General features: G+C 46.7%; 18 protein-coding genes. 4 read left to right on the top strand and 14 right to left on the bottom strand.

The annotated features are described in order from the left end of the window. Window positions 1-35 precede the first annotated feature (35 nt). Both PVOR_RS01800 and PVOR_RS01805 read right to left on the bottom strand, forming a co-directional pair. Window positions 36-926: a mechanosensitive ion channel family protein gene (locus PVOR_RS01800; protein WP_006207363.1), complete on the bottom strand. Its 891-nt coding sequence runs from the start codon at window positions 924-926 to the stop codon at window positions 36-38. A 16-nt stretch (window positions 927-942) separates the two neighbouring features. Beyond that, window positions 943-1,197 (bottom strand): DUF3343 domain-containing protein, encoded by a 255-nt coding sequence (locus PVOR_RS01805; RefSeq protein ID WP_006207364.1) that lies wholly within the window; start codon window positions 1,195-1,197, stop codon window positions 943-945. Between the two features lie 272 nt (window positions 1,198-1,469). Here PVOR_RS01805 and yyaC point away from each other — a divergent pair, with 272 nt between their 5' ends. Next, window positions 1,470-2,075 (top strand): spore protease YyaC, encoded by a 606-nt coding sequence (gene yyaC / locus PVOR_RS01810; RefSeq protein WP_036640550.1) that lies wholly within the window; start codon window positions 1,470-1,472, stop codon window positions 2,073-2,075. On the opposite strand, the gene PVOR_RS01815 is transcribed toward yyaC, so the two are convergent. The 12 genes from PVOR_RS01815 to rpmH form a co-directional block, all read right to left on the bottom strand. Further along, complete coding sequence (locus PVOR_RS01815; RefSeq protein WP_006207368.1) at window positions 2,050-2,550, bottom strand: DUF4446 family protein; 501 nt, start codon at window positions 2,548-2,550, stop codon at window positions 2,050-2,052. The two genes, yyaC and PVOR_RS01815, sit on opposite strands and share 26 nt — an antisense overlap. 38 nt (window positions 2,551-2,588) lie before the next feature. Then, a complete protein-coding gene (locus PVOR_RS01820; protein WP_006207369.1) occupies window positions 2,589-3,737 on the bottom strand; it encodes an aminotransferase class V-fold PLP-dependent enzyme in 1,149 nt (382 codons plus the stop codon). Between the two features lie 243 nt (window positions 3,738-3,980). Next, entirely contained in the window at window positions 3,981-4,820 is an 840-nt protein-coding gene (locus PVOR_RS01825) for a ParB/RepB/Spo0J family partition protein (protein WP_006207370.1), read from the bottom strand. Beyond that, a complete protein-coding gene (locus PVOR_RS01830) occupies window positions 4,813-5,574 on the bottom strand; it encodes a ParA family protein (protein ID WP_006207371.1) in 762 nt (253 codons plus the stop codon). Before PVOR_RS01830 ends, PVOR_RS01825 begins: the two co-directional genes overlap by 8 nt. 291 nt (window positions 5,575-5,865) lie before the next feature. Beyond that, complete coding sequence (gene noc, locus PVOR_RS01835; RefSeq protein ID WP_006207372.1) at window positions 5,866-6,684, bottom strand: nucleoid occlusion protein; 819 nt, start codon at window positions 6,682-6,684, stop codon at window positions 5,866-5,868. Window positions 6,685-7,977: 1,293 nt separating this feature from the next. Continuing rightward, the gene (gene rsmG, locus PVOR_RS01840; protein WP_006207373.1) at window positions 7,978-8,700 is read right to left on the bottom strand and encodes a 16S rRNA (guanine(527)-N(7))-methyltransferase RsmG; all 723 of its coding nucleotides are present in this window, start codon (window positions 8,698-8,700) and stop codon (window positions 7,978-7,980) included. 3 nt (window positions 8,701-8,703) lie between these two features. Beyond that, window positions 8,704-10,590: a tRNA uridine-5-carboxymethylaminomethyl(34) synthesis enzyme MnmG gene (gene mnmG / locus PVOR_RS01845; RefSeq protein ID WP_006207374.1), complete on the bottom strand. Its 1,887-nt coding sequence runs from the start codon at window positions 10,588-10,590 to the stop codon at window positions 8,704-8,706. Between the two features lie 108 nt (window positions 10,591-10,698). Beyond that, on the bottom strand, window positions 10,699-12,075 hold the full coding sequence (mnmE, locus tag PVOR_RS01850; protein WP_006207375.1) for a tRNA uridine-5-carboxymethylaminomethyl(34) synthesis GTPase MnmE: 1,377 nt from the start codon (window positions 12,073-12,075) through the stop codon (window positions 10,699-10,701). Window positions 12,076-12,263: 188 nt separating this feature from the next. Beyond that, window positions 12,264-13,046, bottom strand: coding sequence for an RNA-binding cell elongation regulator Jag/EloR (jag, locus tag PVOR_RS01855; protein ID WP_006207376.1), 783 nt, complete (start codon window positions 13,044-13,046; stop codon window positions 12,264-12,266). Next, window positions 13,043-13,933 carry a YidC/Oxa1 family membrane protein insertase gene (locus PVOR_RS01860; RefSeq protein WP_006207377.1) on the bottom strand — a complete coding sequence of 297 codons (891 nt, stop codon included), beginning with the start codon at window positions 13,931-13,933 and terminating at the stop codon, window positions 13,043-13,045. The genes jag and PVOR_RS01860 overlap by 4 nt, the downstream gene beginning before the upstream one ends. 75 nt (window positions 13,934-14,008) lie before the next feature. Further along, a complete protein-coding gene (gene rnpA, locus PVOR_RS01865; RefSeq protein WP_009591465.1) occupies window positions 14,009-14,359 on the bottom strand; it encodes a ribonuclease P protein component in 351 nt (116 codons plus the stop codon). A 221-nt stretch (window positions 14,360-14,580) separates the two neighbouring features. Then, the gene (rpmH, locus tag PVOR_RS29460; RefSeq protein WP_006207379.1) at window positions 14,581-14,715 is read right to left on the bottom strand and encodes a 50S ribosomal protein L34; all 135 of its coding nucleotides are present in this window, start codon (window positions 14,713-14,715) and stop codon (window positions 14,581-14,583) included. Window positions 14,716-15,170: 455 nt separating this feature from the next. Here rpmH and gnd point away from each other — a divergent pair, with 455 nt between their 5' ends. From gnd to PVOR_RS01880, 3 genes are all read left to right on the top strand, one after another. Beyond that, complete coding sequence (gnd, locus tag PVOR_RS01870; RefSeq protein WP_006207380.1) at window positions 15,171-16,070, top strand: phosphogluconate dehydrogenase (NAD(+)-dependent, decarboxylating); 900 nt, start codon at window positions 15,171-15,173, stop codon at window positions 16,068-16,070. A gap of 134 nt (window positions 16,071-16,204) precedes the next feature. Further along, the gene (locus PVOR_RS01875; RefSeq protein ID WP_006207381.1) at window positions 16,205-16,882 is read left to right on the top strand and encodes a GntR family transcriptional regulator; all 678 of its coding nucleotides are present in this window, start codon (window positions 16,205-16,207) and stop codon (window positions 16,880-16,882) included. Between the two features lie 155 nt (window positions 16,883-17,037). Further along, complete coding sequence (locus tag PVOR_RS01880; protein WP_006207382.1) at window positions 17,038-18,399, top strand: GntP family permease; 1,362 nt, start codon at window positions 17,038-17,040, stop codon at window positions 18,397-18,399. Window positions 18,400-18,474: the final 75 nt, after the last annotated feature.

The raw sequence follows: 18,474 nt of genomic DNA on the forward strand, positions 1-18,474 counted from the left end.
CTTATCTATTATATATCATTAGATAACGAAATTGATCAACCCTGAGCACGTTCTTGTCCCATCTCCCGTGCTTCGATCGCCTGTTTGATATCGGTGAAAATCTGACGCTCCACAGCTTCCCTTGCATTGGGATTACATTCCGCTACAATTCGAACGACATATTCCGATGTGTTCAAGGTTTGAATTCCAAGCACATCCGGTGTCCGCTGCACCTCAGGGCGACGTTCCGTGATACCCTCAAGCGCCGTTTGAATAAGTGTAACCGTATCTTTAAGCTGCTGATCATTCTTAACCGGCAAATCCACAATTGCAAGCGAATTGGACAGCGAGTAGTTCGTGACACTCGTAATCATCCCGTTCGGAATAATATATGTTTCTCCGTTCAATCCTCTTACACGCGATGTGCGGAGTCCAATCATCTCTACTGTTCCCCGGTATTCACCACTCTTAATCACATCGCCTACAGCAAACTGATCCTCAAATATAATGAAGAACCCGGTAATCACGTCCTTAACCAAACTTTGTGCCCCAAAACCTATGGCCAGGCCAAGGACCCCGGCACCGGCTAACAATGGCCCTAACTTAAAGTTGAACTCCGAGAGAATGATTAGAATCATAACAAAATTACATACGACGGAAGTTACATTTTTTAACAGCTCTCCCACTGTAACAAATCGTCGTGAATTAACTTGAATCCGACTCTTCTCCTGCTTCAACAGGAATTGATCAATCATTTTATACACAACCCGAATAACAAGACGTGTCAGAATAAAAATGATAATGACCCGAATGCCCGATGTCAGTATATTCATCCACATCGCTTCATCGGTAAAAAATCCAACGATTTGATTTTTCAAGTCCACTGCTCCCTCACCAACGTTTTGTAAACTACCTGTCTCCCCGGTCAGATAACCCAAGCTCCTCAAGCCTGATGTCCTCCCCTTATTCTTCGATGCCTATATACCTCATGTTGTTATCAAGTGCAAATATGCCCCGGATCTCCACATGCTCCTGTAGGATGATCTCTTGAACATCTTTTAACGCACCTGGCGGGAATTGAATCGATAATGCACAGCCTGCCGTAATCTCTTTCGGTGTAGGAAAGAGATCGATTTCGATATCCGCATACTCCAGCAGCATCTCCGCACGCAGCGCCTGCTGGGTGGAATCAAATGCGATTAGCATCGCGCCCTCCACTGTTCCATCCTCCTCCATTATGCCTATCGTTTCTATTAATATGCTTATTTAACATCATGACCTAATAATAAGAGTTTTATATAAACTGTTAAAAAGTTCAGCTTATTCATATAAACCCGTATAAAGCCGTAAAGACTGGCTCATCCTCTTTCTTTAAGCTAGGAAGCTGTCTGAAATGAACACCAAATCACATTTTAAGCAAATCCCAAAGTATAAAAACGGTCTTTCATCCATATACTGATACTACCAAATGCAGACGAAAGGAAGATTCTATGAACCGTCTATCTAAAATCACGTCTCGCCCGGAGGCTTCAAGCTTAAAAATACCACATACGGACCCTAACATCCATTCTGCTATTATACATCGCCTGCTCTTCCATCTTTCTGACGCTCGTATTCAGCATCGTCCGCTTGTCATTGTCTGCATCGGTACCGATCGCTCTACGGGTGATTGCCTGGGCCCTCTGGTTGGCACGTCTCTTGCCCGTTATAACAGCCCCCTGTTCCATCTCTATGGAACACTGGACGAGCCTGTCCACGCTATGAATCTTAAGGATACCCTGACTGCTATTCATGAAAAATATGATAACCCCTTTGTGATCGGAATTGATGCCTGTCTGGGTCAATCATCAAGTGTAGGCTCTATTCAGGTATCCGACGGACCTCTCAAGCCTGGAGCCGGTGTACATAAAGAATTACCGCCGGTCGGCGATATCCATGTAACGGGTATCGTCAATGTCGGCGGCTTTATGGAGTACTTTGTATTGCAGAACACACGCTTGAGCTTGGTCATGCGGTTATCTGATATCATTGCAACCTGTCTTTTTGCCGGTATCAAAGAGTGGAACCGCTCTACCCTTCTTGCAGCGCAAGAGTAACGGCCTCTTTTTCCTCCGGAGACAATGGGTATTTAGACTGTCCATCCTTCAATGGTTTAGCGTACACATAGGAGCTCTCCCGGTTATGCAGGCCGGTCAGAACAATCCCTTCCTCTTGTTCACTGAGAATAGCCAGGGAGAAGCTCATTTCGTTCCCTCGTTCACCAAATGCATTGTATCGGACGATGCCCACCTTGGACTTCATCCCTTTTATGCTGCTGCTGATCGTATCCAGCATTTTTTGGTGACTGGCATGTCCCTCTTCAATTTCATCCATTTGAATTTTCAACTGGACCAACAGGCTTTCAATATCCTCTACCCCGCTGCCTGCCATCATCGCATCGTATCGACGCCTCATTTTTCGCAGTTTTGCCCCTTGAACCATTATCGTTATCCATAAGATCAAGATGATCATGATCATTCCGACGACAAACCAATGAAGCTGCTCCATGATCAATTCATTTAATTCAGACATGCTTTCTTCCTTCCTCTTCTCCATCTTGATCTAATCGTTTAACTGTGAATTTCTGCAATAGCTCTTCTCATCAGATCAATCTCATCACGGCGTGTGGAAATACCTACACTGGCTCTGACTGCACCGGTCTTTTCCGTTCCCGATGCCATATGTGCAAGCGGTGTGCAATGATAACCGGCACGCACGGCAATCCCATACTCCCGGTCCAGTCGAAACGCAAGCTCCGATGCACTGTACCTTTCTGAAACAAACGCTACAATGCCCGTTCGCGCTTTTCCTAAAGCTGGTCCGAGTAAGCGAAGATCTCTTACCTCTTGCAGACCCTCCATCATATATTGCGTTAACTCCCATTCATGCCGGTAGATATGCTGCGGCGTCCATTCCAGCACCTTCTCCACTCCTGCTTGCAACCCTGCATATCCCACCGTATTAGGTGTTCCTGCCTCATATCGATCCGGACGCACCGTCGGCTGCTCAATCGCTTCCGATTGGCTTCCTGTACCTCCATGCATTAAGGGTTCCAGATCAATATTTGGTGAGATATACAACCCGCCCGTTCCTTGTGGCCCAAGAAGCCCTTTATGCCCCGGAAAAGCCAGCATACCAATATGCATGTCCTCCACGTTGATATCCAGCATACCCGCACTCTGAGCGGCATCTACGAGCAGTACAGCACCTTTCCTCTTCACTATGTCTCCCAGTTCATAGAGAGGAACAATAGAGCCGAGCAAATTGGAACTGTGACTGCATACAACCAACCTGGTATTTGAACGAAACGCACCCTCAATTAGTTGCAAATCCAGGTGACCTTCCTCATCCACGGGGACATAATCCACTTGTATTCCTCGTGTGCGTTTTAAATATTCCAAAGGTCTTCGCACCGAATTGTGTTCAATCATCGTAGCAATCACATGATCTCCTTCATGCAAATATCCTTTGATTGCTAAATTCAGCGCTTCGGTTGTATTCGAGGTTAGTGCGATATCATTAGGGTTCTTCACCCCGAAGATATTCGCAAGTGTCTTCCGAGTCCCGTATAGCACACGGGAAGCTTTCACGGCCATCCGGTGACTGCCCCGTCCCGGATTAGCTGCAGCGTCTTCCATCGCCTTCCTCATGGCCTCAAACACCTCAGGAGGTTTGGGCCATGAAGTAGCCGCATGATCCAGATAAACGATCGGGTCCATGATGTTTCCCCTTCATCTCTTCTATAATGGATGCCTTATAATACATGGTCAAACATCGACACATTGTAGTACACTCACATCCCTGTCACCATGCACATTCAGTTAAATAAAGACATATCTCATTCCCATACAGGAACGTCGACATGTCTTTGGTTTTTAATCACTCTGGTTTGCTTTTCAATCCGTCACACTATAACCTATCCCACTCGTGCTAGAGCCCTCTTCACTAACAACCTTCATCTATTATTGAAGGAGCTCCAGCAGTCGTTCCAGATCCTGTCTACTATAGTAGTTAAGCTCAATCTTCCCTTTGTCTTTATTGTGCTTAATTTTCACCGTTGTTTTAAATCGCTCTCTCAAATCCTCTTCCAGATGGTCAATATAAGGATCTCGCTTTTTCACTTTCGCCTTCGCTTTGTCGGCAGGCTTGCGATCCAAATTCTTAACCGCTTCCTCTAGTTCACGAACGCTCCACTCTTGTTCCACACATTGCTTCGCTAATTGTTTAACAAGGATCGGATCCTTAATTCCAACGATCGCTCGAGCATGACCCATGGATAATGTTCCACGTGAAACATTTTCCTTCACTTCTTCCGGTAGAGATAGCAACCGTAAAAAGTTAGCGATGTGAGAGCGAGACTTACCCACCTTCAGAGACAGTTCTTCCTGCGTTAAGGAAAATTGTTCCATTAGTCCCTGGTAGGCCACCGCAATTTCCATGGCATTCAGATTCTCACGCTGCAAGTTCTCAATAAGGGCAATTTCCATTACCTGTTGATCGCTAAAAGAACGAACCACCGCTGGAACTGTAGCTTTTCCACAATACTGAGACGCCCGGAATCTGCGCTCCCCGGCAATAATCTCATACCCTTTCAGCACACTCCGAACGATAATCGGCTGAATTACGCCATGCTGACGAATCGACTCTGCCAGCTCCTGGATCGCTTCATCGTTAAATGTCTTGCGCGGCTGATACGGGTTCGCTCGCAATTGACTGAGCGGAATTTCCACTACCTTGTCATCATCATGAATAGACAAAGAAGGAATAAGCGCATCCAGCCCTTTTCCCAAACGTTTACTCATACGAGATCACTTCCTTTGCCAGCTCCAAGTATACTTCCGCTCCCTTTGAACGGGGATCATAGGTGATGATCGACTGTCCATGAGACGGCGCCTCACTCAAACGAACATTTCTCGGAATAATCGTTCTGTACACTTTTTCCTGAAAATACTTCTTCACTTCTTCAATCACCTGAATGCCCAGGTTGGTGCGCGCGTCCAGCATGGTTAACAATACACCCTCAATCTTGAGGGATGTATTCAGATGTTTCTGAACTAGACGTACCGTATTCAGCAGCTGACTCAAACCTTCCAGAGCGTAATACTCGCATTGAATCGGAATGATAACGGAATCGGCCGCAGTCAAAGAATTGATTGTTAGAATGCCTAGCGACGGAGGACAATCTATCAAAATATAATCATACTGGGGCTTGATTAATTGAAGTGATTTTTTCAAACGCACTTCACGGGAGATCGTAGGAACAAGCTCAATCTCAGCACCAGCCAGTTGAATGGTAGCCGGAATGATGTCCAGACCTTCTATGTTTGTCCCACAGATGGCGTCTTTCGGGTGTACTTCGTTGATGATAATATCATAAATGCAGTTTGCAACATCGGCTTTATTAATGCCAACCCCACTCGTTGTGTTTCCTTGGGGGTCTATATCCACCAAAAGCACCCGTTTGCCTAGCGAAGCCAATCCAGCTCCCAGATTGACGGAAGTCGTCGTTTTGCCGACACCGCCCTTTTGATTTGCTATGGCAATTATCTTTGACACTCATTTCACCTCAATGTAGGAAGACTCTTCTAAGTAGTCGCAATAGATGTATACAGCAAATTAGCTGTACATAAAATATGTGAACAATCCCCATGTACCGGAATGCTCCAGGATATAGCGCCGATGAAAATGAGCAACAATATTAATCACGTGTTTCTCATCTGTAAGTAAGAATAAACCTATATGACTCTGCCTGCCGAAGAGAGTTAAGAGAATTTCAATTGAATGAGGTATCTCCCCTCCTCGGTCAACAGAAAAAGCGGTACGATGTATACCGCTTCACACCATATCTTAACGTTTAGGTATTTTTATAACGATTTCATAATGATCTTCATGATCATTCTCTGTTGTTTTGATAGCCATTCCGGAACCTGAGACCATGTCAATCGATTGACGAATCGTGTTCAGGGCCAAACGAACATCCTTACTGTAGGATATGCGCTTGGATTTCTTCATCGTAGTTACTTCTTTATAGAAGGCGATACGAGCCTCCGTCTGTTTCACATTCAGCTCTTTGGTTATGATTTCATCCAGCACCTTGAGCTGGGTTTCTTCATTATCCAATGAAAGCAATGCACGAGCATGGCGTTCCGTCACTTTACGTTCCATCAGTGCAAGCTTGACTGCTTCCGGTAGCTGCAGCAGACGGATCTTGTTGGCAATGGTCGATTGGCTCTTGCCTAATCGCTGTGCCAGGCTTTCCTGTGTTAATTGGTGAAGATCTATCAGCTTTTGATAAGCAACAGCTTCTTCAATCGAAGTCAGTCCTTCACGCTGCAAATTCTCGATTAACGCAATCGATGCCGCCTGTGAATCATTGAACTCCCGAACAATGGCCGGAATCGTGTCCAGACCCAGCTTCTTAACCGCACGCCAGCGGCGTTCCCCTGCAATGATCTCATACACGCCATTACGGACACGAACGACGATAGGCTGGATGACTCCATGGGTTTTAATCGTCTGGAGCAGCTCATCAATCTTATCATCATCAAAAATCGTCCGTGGCTGGTATGGGCTGCTGACAATCTCGTTTACCGGGATCTGCTTCACTTCATCCCCTTGGTTCCGTTCTGCCGCTAAGCCAAACAATCTCGAAAATTGTTCTTTCATTCCGTATATTACCACCTAATTTCATGATAGCACGGATGAGCCTCCGGAAAATCCCGGAATCGGTATAAGCGATTGGACAACCACAATGTGAGGTAACTCCTTATGAATCCAGCGCCCATTTTAGATATAGCAATTTCCAAGCTGTCATGGTGCTAGATTCCACTGTGGAGCCAGGCATTTCCCTGCAAAAACAAATTTCATGCTGATTAGAGAATAAGCCCTAATGGCGAGACCGCATTTCTCTGATCAAACCCCGCTGCATGAAGCGGTTGCTTCTTGAGAGATATATCAGGAGGCCATATCATGATGTTGTCTAACTTTCGATATCTCACAAGTTGTATATATTAGTTCTACTTCGTAAGAGACCACTGTCCCCTTGGGTGACATGGAACTTCCAAATAACAGCAGTCGCAAGTTCTCTAATCAAGACTGCACGAAGCAAGGATGGAAAAGTGACCAAACCAGGATTTATACTCTTTCATCCCATCAAAGAACGGGCAGAATCGCCCACCTGCTCAAATGGATACTACGATTCTATTCTACCACTTTTTGTCCTATAACTCTATTCTCCAATATCACCTTTTTTCCTGCATTTCTCGCTTGGTTTATACATGATTTGTGCACAGTTCCAAACTTTTGACTTCCAAAATAAGAATGGTAGATAAATCTACACTCCTATGATGCTTCATGGGATATGAGTTGTCAGAATGATTGTGGGATATACCAATAGAATTACGTCTTAATCTGTATCTGTACCCCGGAATGGACCCACCCAGGTTCAAAATTTCGGAGAAAACACTATCAGGTAATGTTTGCGAGTCCAGCAATCCTCTAACCTGATTTTGTTCTTGCAATGGTAGTAAAGAGGCCTTCATTCAAGTATCAGCAACTGTGTAAAAAAGAGACTGTTTTAATTTATAAATCTTCTGGGATGTTTCACGTGAAACATTCTCTTATTTTAACGTATATATCCATAGGCACAATTCCATCCTATCCAAGATTCAACCGGAATAGAAATACGAATGTCATCATGATACTCAGCCTATCGTAAGAGCAAACAACATTCATTACTCCCATTTCAAAAAAATGAAGCTGCCTTTTACACAAATCCAATACCTCACACAAAAGCCTACTAGCAAATTCGTAATCTCATGCTTTTAAGAAGCTCTGATAGAAAGCTATCGCTCGAGTTTCTCACCCTTATGGAGGCAACCCTACCCCTACTCATAAAAAAAGAAGGACTCCATCGAGTCCTTCTCTACTATGACTTCCCTTCTAAAGAAGAGAAGTAGATTATATAATTGGTGTTTTCGCTGCCGTACCTGCCTTGCGAGGATATTTGGAAGGTGTGGCACCCTTTTTATCGATGACCACAATGTGCCGATCAGACTCCTCTACAGGCAAGGAGAACGAATGCACCTTGTTCAGCGCCCCTCTGAGCTCTTTCAGGCTTCTAGCAGACTCCTTCACCTCTTCAGCAGGGTCACTGCCCTTCATCGCCGCAAAACGTCCTCCTACCTTGGTGAAAGGCAAGCAGAACTCATTCAGCACAGCCATTCTGGCTACCGCTCTTGCCGTCACCAGGTCGAAGCCATCACGGTACCCCTGCTTGCGGGCAACTTCCTCCGCACGACCATGGATCAGTTCAACGCTGGATAGACCAAGGGTGTCCACAACAAACTTAAGGAACGTAATTCGTTTGTTCAGTGAATCTACTATCGTCAGCTTAATATGCGGAAAGCATATTTTCAGAGGGATACCCGGGAAGCCAGCTCCTGATCCGATATCCGCCATACTGCCAATCTTGCTCATATCCACATAAAAGGCAAGCGTTACCGAATCGTAAAAATGCTTCGTATAAACCTGCTCCCGCTCCGTAATCCCCGTCAAATTCATTTTTTCATTCCACTCTACCAGTACTTCATAATACATCTCGAACTGCTGAAGCTGTTTCTCATCTATCGTGATCCCGTGCTCTCCGAGCCGGTCAACAAAAGCTTTCTGAATGTTGTCCATTCCTTATCCTTTCGCTGCGGTCACCCGGTTGTAGTGCTCCAGGTAAACGAGAAGTATCGAAATATCCGCTGGTGTTACACCCGCGATCCGCGATGCTTGACCGATGGAGATTGGACGGATCTTGTTCAGCTTCTGCCGAGCCTCCATAGCCAATCCGTTAATGTCGTCATATACGATATCTTCCGGAATACGCTTCTTCTCCATCTTTTGCAGTTTCTCTACATGACCCAGCTGTTTCTCAATATAACCCGCATATTTAATTTGAATTTCTACCTGCTCCTTCATATCCTCATCCAGATCATATGGAGATGGTGAAAGCGACTCGATCATCGCAAACGATACTTCCGGACGACGAAGGATTGTCAGCAGATTGCTTCCATCCACAATCGGTGCAGAACCGGCTGCTTCAAGCGTAGCATTCACCTCAACCGGCTTCACCTTCGCTTGACGAAGACGCTCGATCTCCTGCTCTACCAACTGCTTCTTCTGAAGGAATTTAGCATAACGTTCTTCCGAGATCAGTCCGATGTCATGACCGATTTCGGTGAGACGCAGATCCGCATTATCATGACGAAGCAGCAAACGATATTCGGCACGGGAAGTAAGCAAACGGTAAGGCTCATTCGTTCCTTTGGTTACCAAATCATCGATCAATACCCCGATGTAGCCTTGTGAACGATCCAGAACGACCGGCTCTTTGTCTTGCACTTTACGTGCTGCATTGATACCAGCCATAATACCCTGACCTGCTGCTTCCTCATAACCCGAGGTTCCATTGATCTGACCGGCTGTAAACAGGCCCGGTAGCTTTTTCGTTTCCAGGGATGGCCACAGCTGCGTTGGCACCATCGCATCGTACTCGATGGCATAGCCATTGCGCATCATTTCAACCTTTTCCATGCCCGGAATGGAACGAAGGACCGCAAGCTGCACATCCTCAGGCAAGCTGGTGGAGAGCCCTTGCACATAGTATTCCTTTGTGTTTTTACCTTCAGGCTCAAGAAAAATCTGATGTTTCGGTTTGTCGGCAAAACGAACGATTTTGTCCTCAATGGACGGGCAATAACGTGGTCCCGTTCCTTCAATAATGCCCGAGAACATAGGAGCACGGTGAAGATTATCATTAATGATCTGATGTGTGTCCACCGATGTATAGGTCAGCCAGCATGGAAGCTGCTCATTATCGGAGGATTTTGTTTCATAAGAGAAAAACTTTGGTTTGTCATCCCCAGGCTGAATTTCGGTCTTGGAGAAGTCGATGGTATCCTTGTGAACACGCGGTGGCGTTCCCGTCTTGAACCGAACGAGATCGAATCCAAGCTCACGCAGGTTATGCGCAAGTTTAACCGATGGCTGTTGATTGTTCGGGCCGCTCTCATACATGAGTTCACCCATAATGACTTTACCGCGCAGGTACGTACCGGTAGTCAGCACAACAGCCTTCGCACGATATTCTGTACCTGTCTGGGTCAGGATGCCCACACACACTCCATCCTCAACGATGAGTTGGTCTACCATGCCCTGACGAAGCGTAAGCTTCTCTTCCTTCTCCATCGTTTCTTTCATTGTATGCTGATAAGAAAATTTATCAGCTTGAGCACGCAGCGCGTGAACGGCCGGACCTTTTCCCGTATTCAGCATCCGCATCTGGATGAAGGTTTTATCGATGTTGCGTCCCATCTCTCCACCCAATGCGTCAATTTCGCGCACGACATGTCCTTTTGCAGGACCCCCGATGGACGGGTTACAAGGCATAAAAGCAACCATATCCAAATTGATCGTAACCATTAACGTTTCGGCACCCATACGTGCAGATGCCAGTGCAGCCTCACAGCCGGCATGACCCGCACCCACGACAATTACGTCATAAGTGCCACCCATATAACTCATAGCTCACCCTCCTGTTCTAAAATGTGTTATATACGTAATCTAGGGCACCCTTGCGGATATCCCTGAAAATTCAAAAGAATCTCACCTCTATATAGTAAACCTGCTAGCTTATTTACCCAAGCAAAATTGTGAAAAAATCTGATCGATGAGCGAATCACCAACCGCTTCGCCCAGTATCTCGCTTAACTGCTCCCAGGCCATTCTGACATCGATCTGTATCATATCAATCGGAATAAGCTGTTCCGCCGCATCGTAAGCATCCTGGAGTGACTGCTTGGATTTCTTCAACAAGGCAATATGGCGCACATTGCTTACATAGGTCAGATCCCCGCCTTCAATCTGGCCGCTGAAGAACAAATTCGATATGGCTTCTTCCAGCCGGTCGATACCTTCTTCTGCCTTCACAGACATCGGAACAATCAATTCCTCAGGGTAGTACCGATGCAGAATGTCCAGATCGAGTTGGGACGGTAAGTCCATTTTATTCATAATGACAATGCATTGTCTACCGCGTATTTGTTCCATCAATTCCAGTTCGTCCTGATGCAGTGGTTCGCTGGCATTCAGTACGAGCAGAATCAGGTCCGCTTCGTTTACCGCATGCTTGGATCTCTCAACGCCAATCTGCTCTACCACATCCATCGTCTCCCGAATCCCTGCGGTATCCAGCAGCTTTAATGGAATGTTGTTAATCGTGACAAATTCCTCGATAACATCTCGCGTAGTTCCCGGAATATCCGTGACAATCGCCCGATTATCCTGGGCAAGTGTATTCAAGAGCGAGGATTTGCCTACGTTGGGACGGCCGATGATAGCCGTCGTAATTCCTTCACGCAGGATTTTCCCTTCTTGTGCAGTCTTCAGCAGCTTATCAATCTCATGCATCACATGCTGGCTTTTCTCCTTAATGAACTCCGAGGTGAGTGATTCCACATCATGCTCAGGATAATCGATATTCACTTCGATATGGGCCAGTGTCTCTACAAGAGTGTGACGAAGCTCGTTGATCTTGCGGGATAGCGTTCCTTCAACCTGCTTTAGAGCAACCGAGAAGGCACGATCCGATTTCGAACGAATCAGGTCCATAACGGCCTCGGCCTGGGACAGGTCAATCCGGCCATTTAAGAAGGCCCGCTTCGTAAATTCGCCCGGCTCCGCCAAGCGGATGTTTAATAGAAGCAACAGATCCATCACACGCTTTACGGAGATCACCCCGCCATGAGCACTAATCTCCACTACATCCTCCGTCGTGAAGGACCGGGGAGCACGCATAACGGTCACGAGCACCTCTTCCAGGTTCTCTCCTGTCTTCGGATCAGCAATATGACCATAATGTACGGTATGGGAGTCCACCTGCGTTAATTTGTTTTTGCTTTTGAATATACGTTCCACTTCTTGAACAGCATCCGGTCCGCTAACACGAATGATGGCTATTCCACCTTCGCCGACTGCTGTAGAAATAGCTGCAATAGTATCACTGAACATAGTTTCCTTCACCTCTTTCATTAAAAAAACCTCAATATCACAACCACTACGAACTCGCTTGGCCGCCATATTGATGATCTTTAAAAGAAATACCCCTGCCGGAGTCTCTTTGTATAGGTCTCTTTAAAAAACAATGACTCCCTCTTGGAACTTAAGGAGTCATTGATCATATATGCTCTTCAACTTATTTAGGAAGACTTGGGTGTAATGACAACCCGCCGGTTTGGCTCTTCTCCCTTGCTGTAAGTCTTCACGGCTCCATGTGACTGGAGCTTGGCGTGAATTACCTTCCGCTCGGCAGCCGGCATGGGCTCGAGCACAATCTCTTTGCGAGTCTTCAGAACCCGTCCCGCCAATCGATCTGCCAGATCTTCCAGCGTCTTTCTACGGCGATCACGGAAGTTCTCGGCATCCAGTACAATACGAAGATAACTGTCGGAATACCGATTCGCAACAATATTCGCCAGGTACTGCAGGGCATCCAGTGTCTGACCTCTGCGGCCGATCATCAGCCCGAGTCCGGCACCGGAAATTTGAAGCGTTGCATAGTCTTTCCCTTTCTCCAACTCCACCGTAATATCAAGCCCCATGGCTTGTCCCGTATCAAGGAGAAAGGCGATGGCTTCCTGGTAGGGGTCCTTCCCTTCAATATAAGCTGCACCAGGGCCCTCTGCCTTCGTAGTGACAGCCGTCTCAGGCGTCATAACAGAGGTATGAGAGATCTGAACCTCTTTGGCCGATGCAGCTTGCGTATTTGAAGGAGCTTCCTTCACAGGTGAATCGCCGCCGGCATGGTCAGGCAGGAGCGTTAATTCTACTTTCGCTTCCTTGACCCCGAACAGGCCCAGGAATCCTCTTGATGGCTGACTCAATACTTGAACCGATACACGGTCTTGACTTACACCCCATCGGGCCAGCCCTTGTGCGACAGCATCTTCAATGGTTTTTCCTGTTGCGACGATTTTACTCATCTCGACTTCTTGGCTCCCTTCGAACCTTTTTTCCCGCCTTTGCTGCCACCCTTTTTCCCGTTCTTATTGCCGCTTTTATTGCTCTTCTGACCTTCGGTTGCACTGGCTACGCTCGCCACGACAGCAGCCTTGTCATTGTTGCGGTACAAGAAGTAGTTCTGCACGATCGTGTAAAGGTTACTGTAGAACCAGTACAACGGAAGTGCGGACGGGAACTGGAAGGACATCACAAAGATCAAAATCGGATAAACGAACAACATGAACTGCATCATCCCCATTTGCGGAGACGGGTTCATCTTCATCATCATTTTAGTTTGCAGGTAAGTGGTTATCGCTGCGAGCACCGGCAAAATGAACAGCTTGTCCGGTTGTCCCAACTGAAGCCACAGGAATTCATGGTCACGAAGGAGATTGTTATAGTAAATCGAATGATAGAGTGCGATAAATATTGGCATTTGAACGATCAGCGGCAAACATCCCGCCATCGGATTAACCTTGTTCTCCTGGAAGAGCTTCATCGTCTCCATTTGAACTTTTTCAGGCTGATCTTTATATTTCTCGCGAATTTTCTGAATTTCAGGCTGGATGGCCTGCATTGCCTTCGAGCTTCTGACCTGTTTCAGAGTCAGCGGTAAAATCAAGGTACGAACGATAAGCACCATCACGAGTACGGACAATCCGTATTCACCGTTAAACCATGTAGCAAACGTATCCAGTGCCAATGTAAAGTAGTAAACAACGTTGCTCTGCCAAAAGCCCCCATTTTTCAAATCTTCAATGGTACGCGTTTGGTCTGCTCCAGGTGCACAACCTGAGATAACGGCCACTGCAAGAATTACAGCGGTGAGGAGGAACCATTTTCCTCGTCTTGTCTTCATGAACGACACTTCAAAACCCCTCTCTTCGCCATTCCATTCCACGGTAAATCATAACATATTTATATGGACAAATAAACACATGGTTCAGCCCCTCTTCGCTTTCAAAAGGGACGATTTTCTCAATACATGAAGCACGCTTTTCTCCAGCTCCTGATAGGACTTATCGAGGGCGCCTTTTCGAACGATAAAGATCAAGTCGATATGCTCGATAATCTGATGCTGGTGGTGCCTGACAATCTCCTTAACCAGCCGTCTCATCCGGTTGCGGACCACCGCATTGCCGATCTTTTTGCTGCATGAAACGCCCACGCGGAACTGCTCTACCTCTTTTTTGCGTGACCAATATACAACAAACTGATGATTGGCGAAGGATTTTCCGTGTCGATATACCCGGCTGAAATCAGCGCGGTTTCGTAAACGAAGTTTTCTATGCACAAGTTTCTCCCGCCTGCCGTTAATCAAGTTCAACACATCGTAAGCTTCCCGGCATCTCTACTATTATAATAGTATAGTCATGCCAAAACAGCGATAAACACCTATATTTGAATACTTTACGACCAATTTAACGCGCATGGTGTTCATAATATAGGACTCTCCTCACACTCCAGGAGATATTACGAAAAAAAGACCACCTCGGTGGTCTTCGCGGCACAATATTAAGCGCTCAGTACTTTTCTTCCTTTTTGACGGCGGTTAGCCAATACTTTGCGTCCGTTCTTCGTGCTCATTCTTTTACGGAAGCCGTGTACCTTTTTACGTTTGCTCACATTCGGTTTGAAAGTCGGTCTCATGAATTAATGCACCCCCTTACAGGAATCTCTCTTACCCATATTTTAAGATCAAAACGTCAATTGACGCACTTTCACGGAAGAATAGACCGCGATTTGTTGAACCGACGTCTATGGACGTATATCTTGTAAACAGACCGCTAAAAGCAAGCGGATAATGTTCTCATCTTCACAGAAAATGCCTTTATATATTTAATCACGTTCGTGCCCAAAAGTCAAACCCAACTTGTCCTGCTCCCACACATAAGTTTTCCACAAGTAGTCATTTTTGCTAGTTTTGAATTATCCACATGGGGATAACCTATTTAAACAACTTGAGAATGTCATTTCGGACATCATCATGTCCTTTCCATTTCTCCAAAGCTTCCTTATTTACACAGGAGCTATAAAAGAGTAGTATAAATAACTGAATTAAAGTTGTATACAAGTATACACCTAAGAAGGAGCTGCATTGTTTTATGAAAATTGGCATGATCGGTCTAGGTAAAATGGGCCTCAATCTGGTTCAAAATCTGATTCATCAGCAGCATCAGGTCGTCGCTTACGACTTAAATACGGAGTTGGTCAGTCAAGCTGCTGGATATGGAGCCGAACCCGCATCGTCAACCGAAGTTCTTGTGGCCAAGCTGGATAAACCACGCATCCTATGGATGATGGTGCCTGCAGGAAATATCGTAGATTCCGTCATCGATTCTCTCTCACCTCTACTGGAGCCAGGCGATATTCTGATTGACGGCGGGAATTCCCATTACAAAGATTCCATTGCCCGCGCAGCCAAACTGACGGACCAAGGGATCCACTACTTTGATGCCGGTACTTCAGGCGGCATGGAAGGTGCCCATAACGGAGGCTGCTTTATGATCGGGGGCAACCGCGACGTATTTGCTACCATCGAACCCCTGTTTAAAGATATGGCAGTTGAGAACGGTTACTTGTATGCAGGGAACAGCGGCAGCGGCCATTTTCTGAAGATGGTTCATAATGGAATTGAATACGGCATGATGCAATCCATTGCGGAAGGCTTTGAAGTATTGGAGAAAAGCGCATTTGACTTCCAATACGAGGACGTTGCTCGGGTATGGTCGAATGGATCCGTCATTCGCAGCTGGCTTATGGAGCTGACGCAGAATGCTTTTTCCAAAGATCCCAAGCTCGAAGGCATTAAAGGTGTTATGCAATCGTCCGGCGAAGGAAAATGGACCGTTGAAACCGCACTCGAAGTTCAAGCAAGCGCACCGGTTATCGCCATGTCCCTGTTTATGCGCTACCGCTCCCTTGACCAGGATGCGTTCCACGGCAAGGTCGTGGCCGCGCTTCGCAATGAATTCGGCGGCCATGCAGTTGAGAAATCGGAATAGCTCTTTTCTTCGTTAATCCCTGCTGATACATAAGGGCATCCTGCGCAGAACGCATTCATGGTCCCCTTCTCTTCGCATGTGGTATTATTACCACTAGAAACACAAGAATCAGCATCGGATTGGAGAATCATGCTATGAAATATCCCTCAACCTGGCTTCAGGGAGCCTCTCTCGGAGAGGCCATCGCAAGTGAACTGAGACTGCAAATTATTAGCGGCACCATAAAACGGGGGGAAATCCTGTCCGAGAACCGAATCGCGGGAGAATTCGGCACCAGCAGATCCCCTGTCCGGGAAGCAATGAAAACGCTGTCCAGCGAAGGGTTAATCCAATTGGAACGCATGGGCGCAGTGGTTATGGGCTTATCGCTTAAGGAAGTTGAGGAATTGTACGATGTCCGCTATCTTATTGAGAGCTTCGTTCAGGGACATGTATTTGTACATCCGCAGCCTGAATTAGTCCAACAATTAAAACAAATCGTGGACCGAATGGAGCTTGCCGCCAAGCACCAGGACCCGGTTGAGTTCTCCTATCAGGATCTGGCATTCCACGAACGAATCATTACGGAAGCCCGTCATAAACGAATTCTTCATCTATGGAAGAGCATTCGTCCGATCGTGATCACTGTCATGTTAATTACGACACGTCAGGTGTTCAGTGGTGGGGAATTCAAAGTCCGTTATGTCATGGATAAACATCTGCAGCTCATCGCAGAGATGGAATCCCTGGATTCGGCAAGGATTCAGACGGCGGTTCAGCGTTATTTTGATGATTCCCGTCAAACGCTTCATCTTAGTTTTCCGGAGGGTTAGGTTAATCCTCCTTTCCTTTATGACGATTGGCATGCTTTAAGTTGTCGACAAGTATACAATGAGATTCGCTTTGTTTTGGGTATACTATCCCGGAACATCTCAACTATTATCTTTTTCCTGATTCAATATGGGTCAACTATAGGAGGAAGCAAGGTATGAATTCACTATTCGGTCTCAGTCATAATGCTACTTTGATGATCTGGACACTGCTGACGATCGTCTTCCTGATCGTGCTGATATCCAAATATAAATGGAATCCTTTCGTTACGCTATTGATTTCCGCACTGATGCTTGGCTTATTGACAGGCATGCAGCCTGCAGACGTTATTACTTCGATTACAGGCGGCTTAGGAGGTACGCTTGGAACGATTGCAATCGTTATCGCCCTGGGTACGATGCTCGGGAAAATGATGGCGGAATCCGGCGGCGCTGAGCAAATCGCAACCACCCTCGTGGATCGGTTCGGTGAGAAGCGCGTCCACTGGGCCATGATGGTTGTCGGCTTTATTGTAGGTATACCGGTATTTTTCGAGGTTGGTGTCATCCTGTTGATCCCTATCGTCTTCACGGTTGCCCGCAAAACAAAAATGTCCCTGCTGCACATCGGTATTCCCATTCTGGCCGGATTGTCCACCGTACACGGTCTGGTGCCGCCCCATCCCGCTCCAATGATCGCGATTGAAGCTTATAATGCGGACCTTGGCATGACCATTCTGTACTCATTCCTGGTTGGAATACCTGCTGCAATTCTTGCTGGACCGGTGTTCGGTAAATTTATCGGTAAACGTATCATGACGGATCCGCCTGAAGAGCTGGCCGAGCAATTCTCAAGCAAAGCGGACCGCGGGTTGCCAGGCTTCGGCATCACCCTGTTTACGATCCTGCTGCCGGTTATTCTGATGCTCATTGGTTCTGCGGCTGATATTATCGATCCGGAGTCCAACAGCTTTATATCCGTGTTCTGCAAATTCGTCGGTCATGAGATCATTGCACTGCTGATTGCTGCGGTCTTTTCCTTCTTCTCGCTTGGATTCGCCCGCGGCTTCAACAAACATGATCTCTCCCGCTTCACCAGTGAATGTCTCGCCCCTGTTGCAACGATCATTCTGATCATCGGGGCGGGCGGTGCGTTCAAGCAGGTGCTGATCAATAGCGGCGTTGGTAACGCCATCGCCGAAATCGCGACGGGTGCAAACATCAACATCATACTGTTTGCATGGCTTGTCGCTGCGCTTATACGGGTCGCAACCGGCTCTGCAACGGTTGCGATGACAACAGCAGCCGGTATTGTCGCTCCCGTGCTTGCCATGACGCCAGGCGTCAATGTGGAGCTTGTGGTGCTCGCTACCGGCGCAGGTTCCATCGTATTGTCTCATGTAAACGATGCAGGTTTTTGGATGGTAAAGGAATTCTTCAATATGACGGTATCACAGACCCTCAAATCCTGGACCGTGCTGGAGACCATCCTGTCCGTAACTGGACTTGTGTTGGCTCTTGTTCTGAATGTAATTGTATAATAAAGCTATAAGACACATGAGGGCTCCCGGAAGGCTGATATTCAAGCAGCTGCCTGGGTGCCCTTACGTAGAAAG

The sequence above is a fragment of the Paenibacillus vortex V453 genome, from assembly GCF_000193415.1.
In the GTDB taxonomy this organism is placed as follows: domain Bacteria; phylum Bacillota; class Bacilli; order Paenibacillales; family Paenibacillaceae; genus Paenibacillus_AQ; species Paenibacillus_AQ glucanolyticus.

Coding starts and splice junctions, on each gene's coding strand:
- yyaC (WP_036640550.1), top strand. CDS start 1,470: ATGAACCGTCTATCTAAAATCACGTCTCGCCCGGAGGCTTCAAGCTTA.
- PVOR_RS01815 (WP_006207368.1), bottom strand. CDS start 2,550: ATGTCTGAATTAAATGAATTGATCATGGAGCAGCTTCATTGGTTTGTC.
- PVOR_RS01820 (WP_006207369.1), bottom strand. CDS start 3,737: ATGGACCCGATCGTTTATCTGGATCATGCGGCTACTTCATGGCCCAAA.
- PVOR_RS01825 (WP_006207370.1), bottom strand. CDS start 4,820: ATGAGTAAACGTTTGGGAAAAGGGCTGGATGCGCTTATTCCTTCTTTG.
- noc (WP_006207372.1), bottom strand. CDS start 6,684: ATGAAAGAACAATTTTCGAGATTGTTTGGCTTAGCGGCAGAACGGAAC.
- rsmG (WP_006207373.1), bottom strand. CDS start 8,700: ATGGACAACATTCAGAAAGCTTTTGTTGACCGGCTCGGAGAGCACGGG.
- mnmG (WP_006207374.1), bottom strand. CDS start 10,590: ATGAGTTATATGGGTGGCACTTATGACGTAATTGTCGTGGGTGCGGGT.
- mnmE (WP_006207375.1), bottom strand. CDS start 12,075: ATGTTCAGTGATACTATTGCAGCTATTTCTACAGCAGTCGGCGAAGGT.
- jag (WP_006207376.1), bottom strand. CDS start 13,046: ATGAGTAAAATCGTCGCAACAGGAAAAACCATTGAAGATGCTGTCGCA.
- rpmH (WP_006207379.1), bottom strand. CDS start 14,715: ATGAGACCGACTTTCAAACCGAATGTGAGCAAACGTAAAAAGGTACAC.
- gnd (WP_006207380.1), top strand. CDS start 15,171: ATGAAAATTGGCATGATCGGTCTAGGTAAAATGGGCCTCAATCTGGTT.
- PVOR_RS01875 (WP_006207381.1), top strand. CDS start 16,205: ATGAAATATCCCTCAACCTGGCTTCAGGGAGCCTCTCTCGGAGAGGCC.
- PVOR_RS01880 (WP_006207382.1), top strand. CDS start 17,038: ATGAATTCACTATTCGGTCTCAGTCATAATGCTACTTTGATGATCTGG.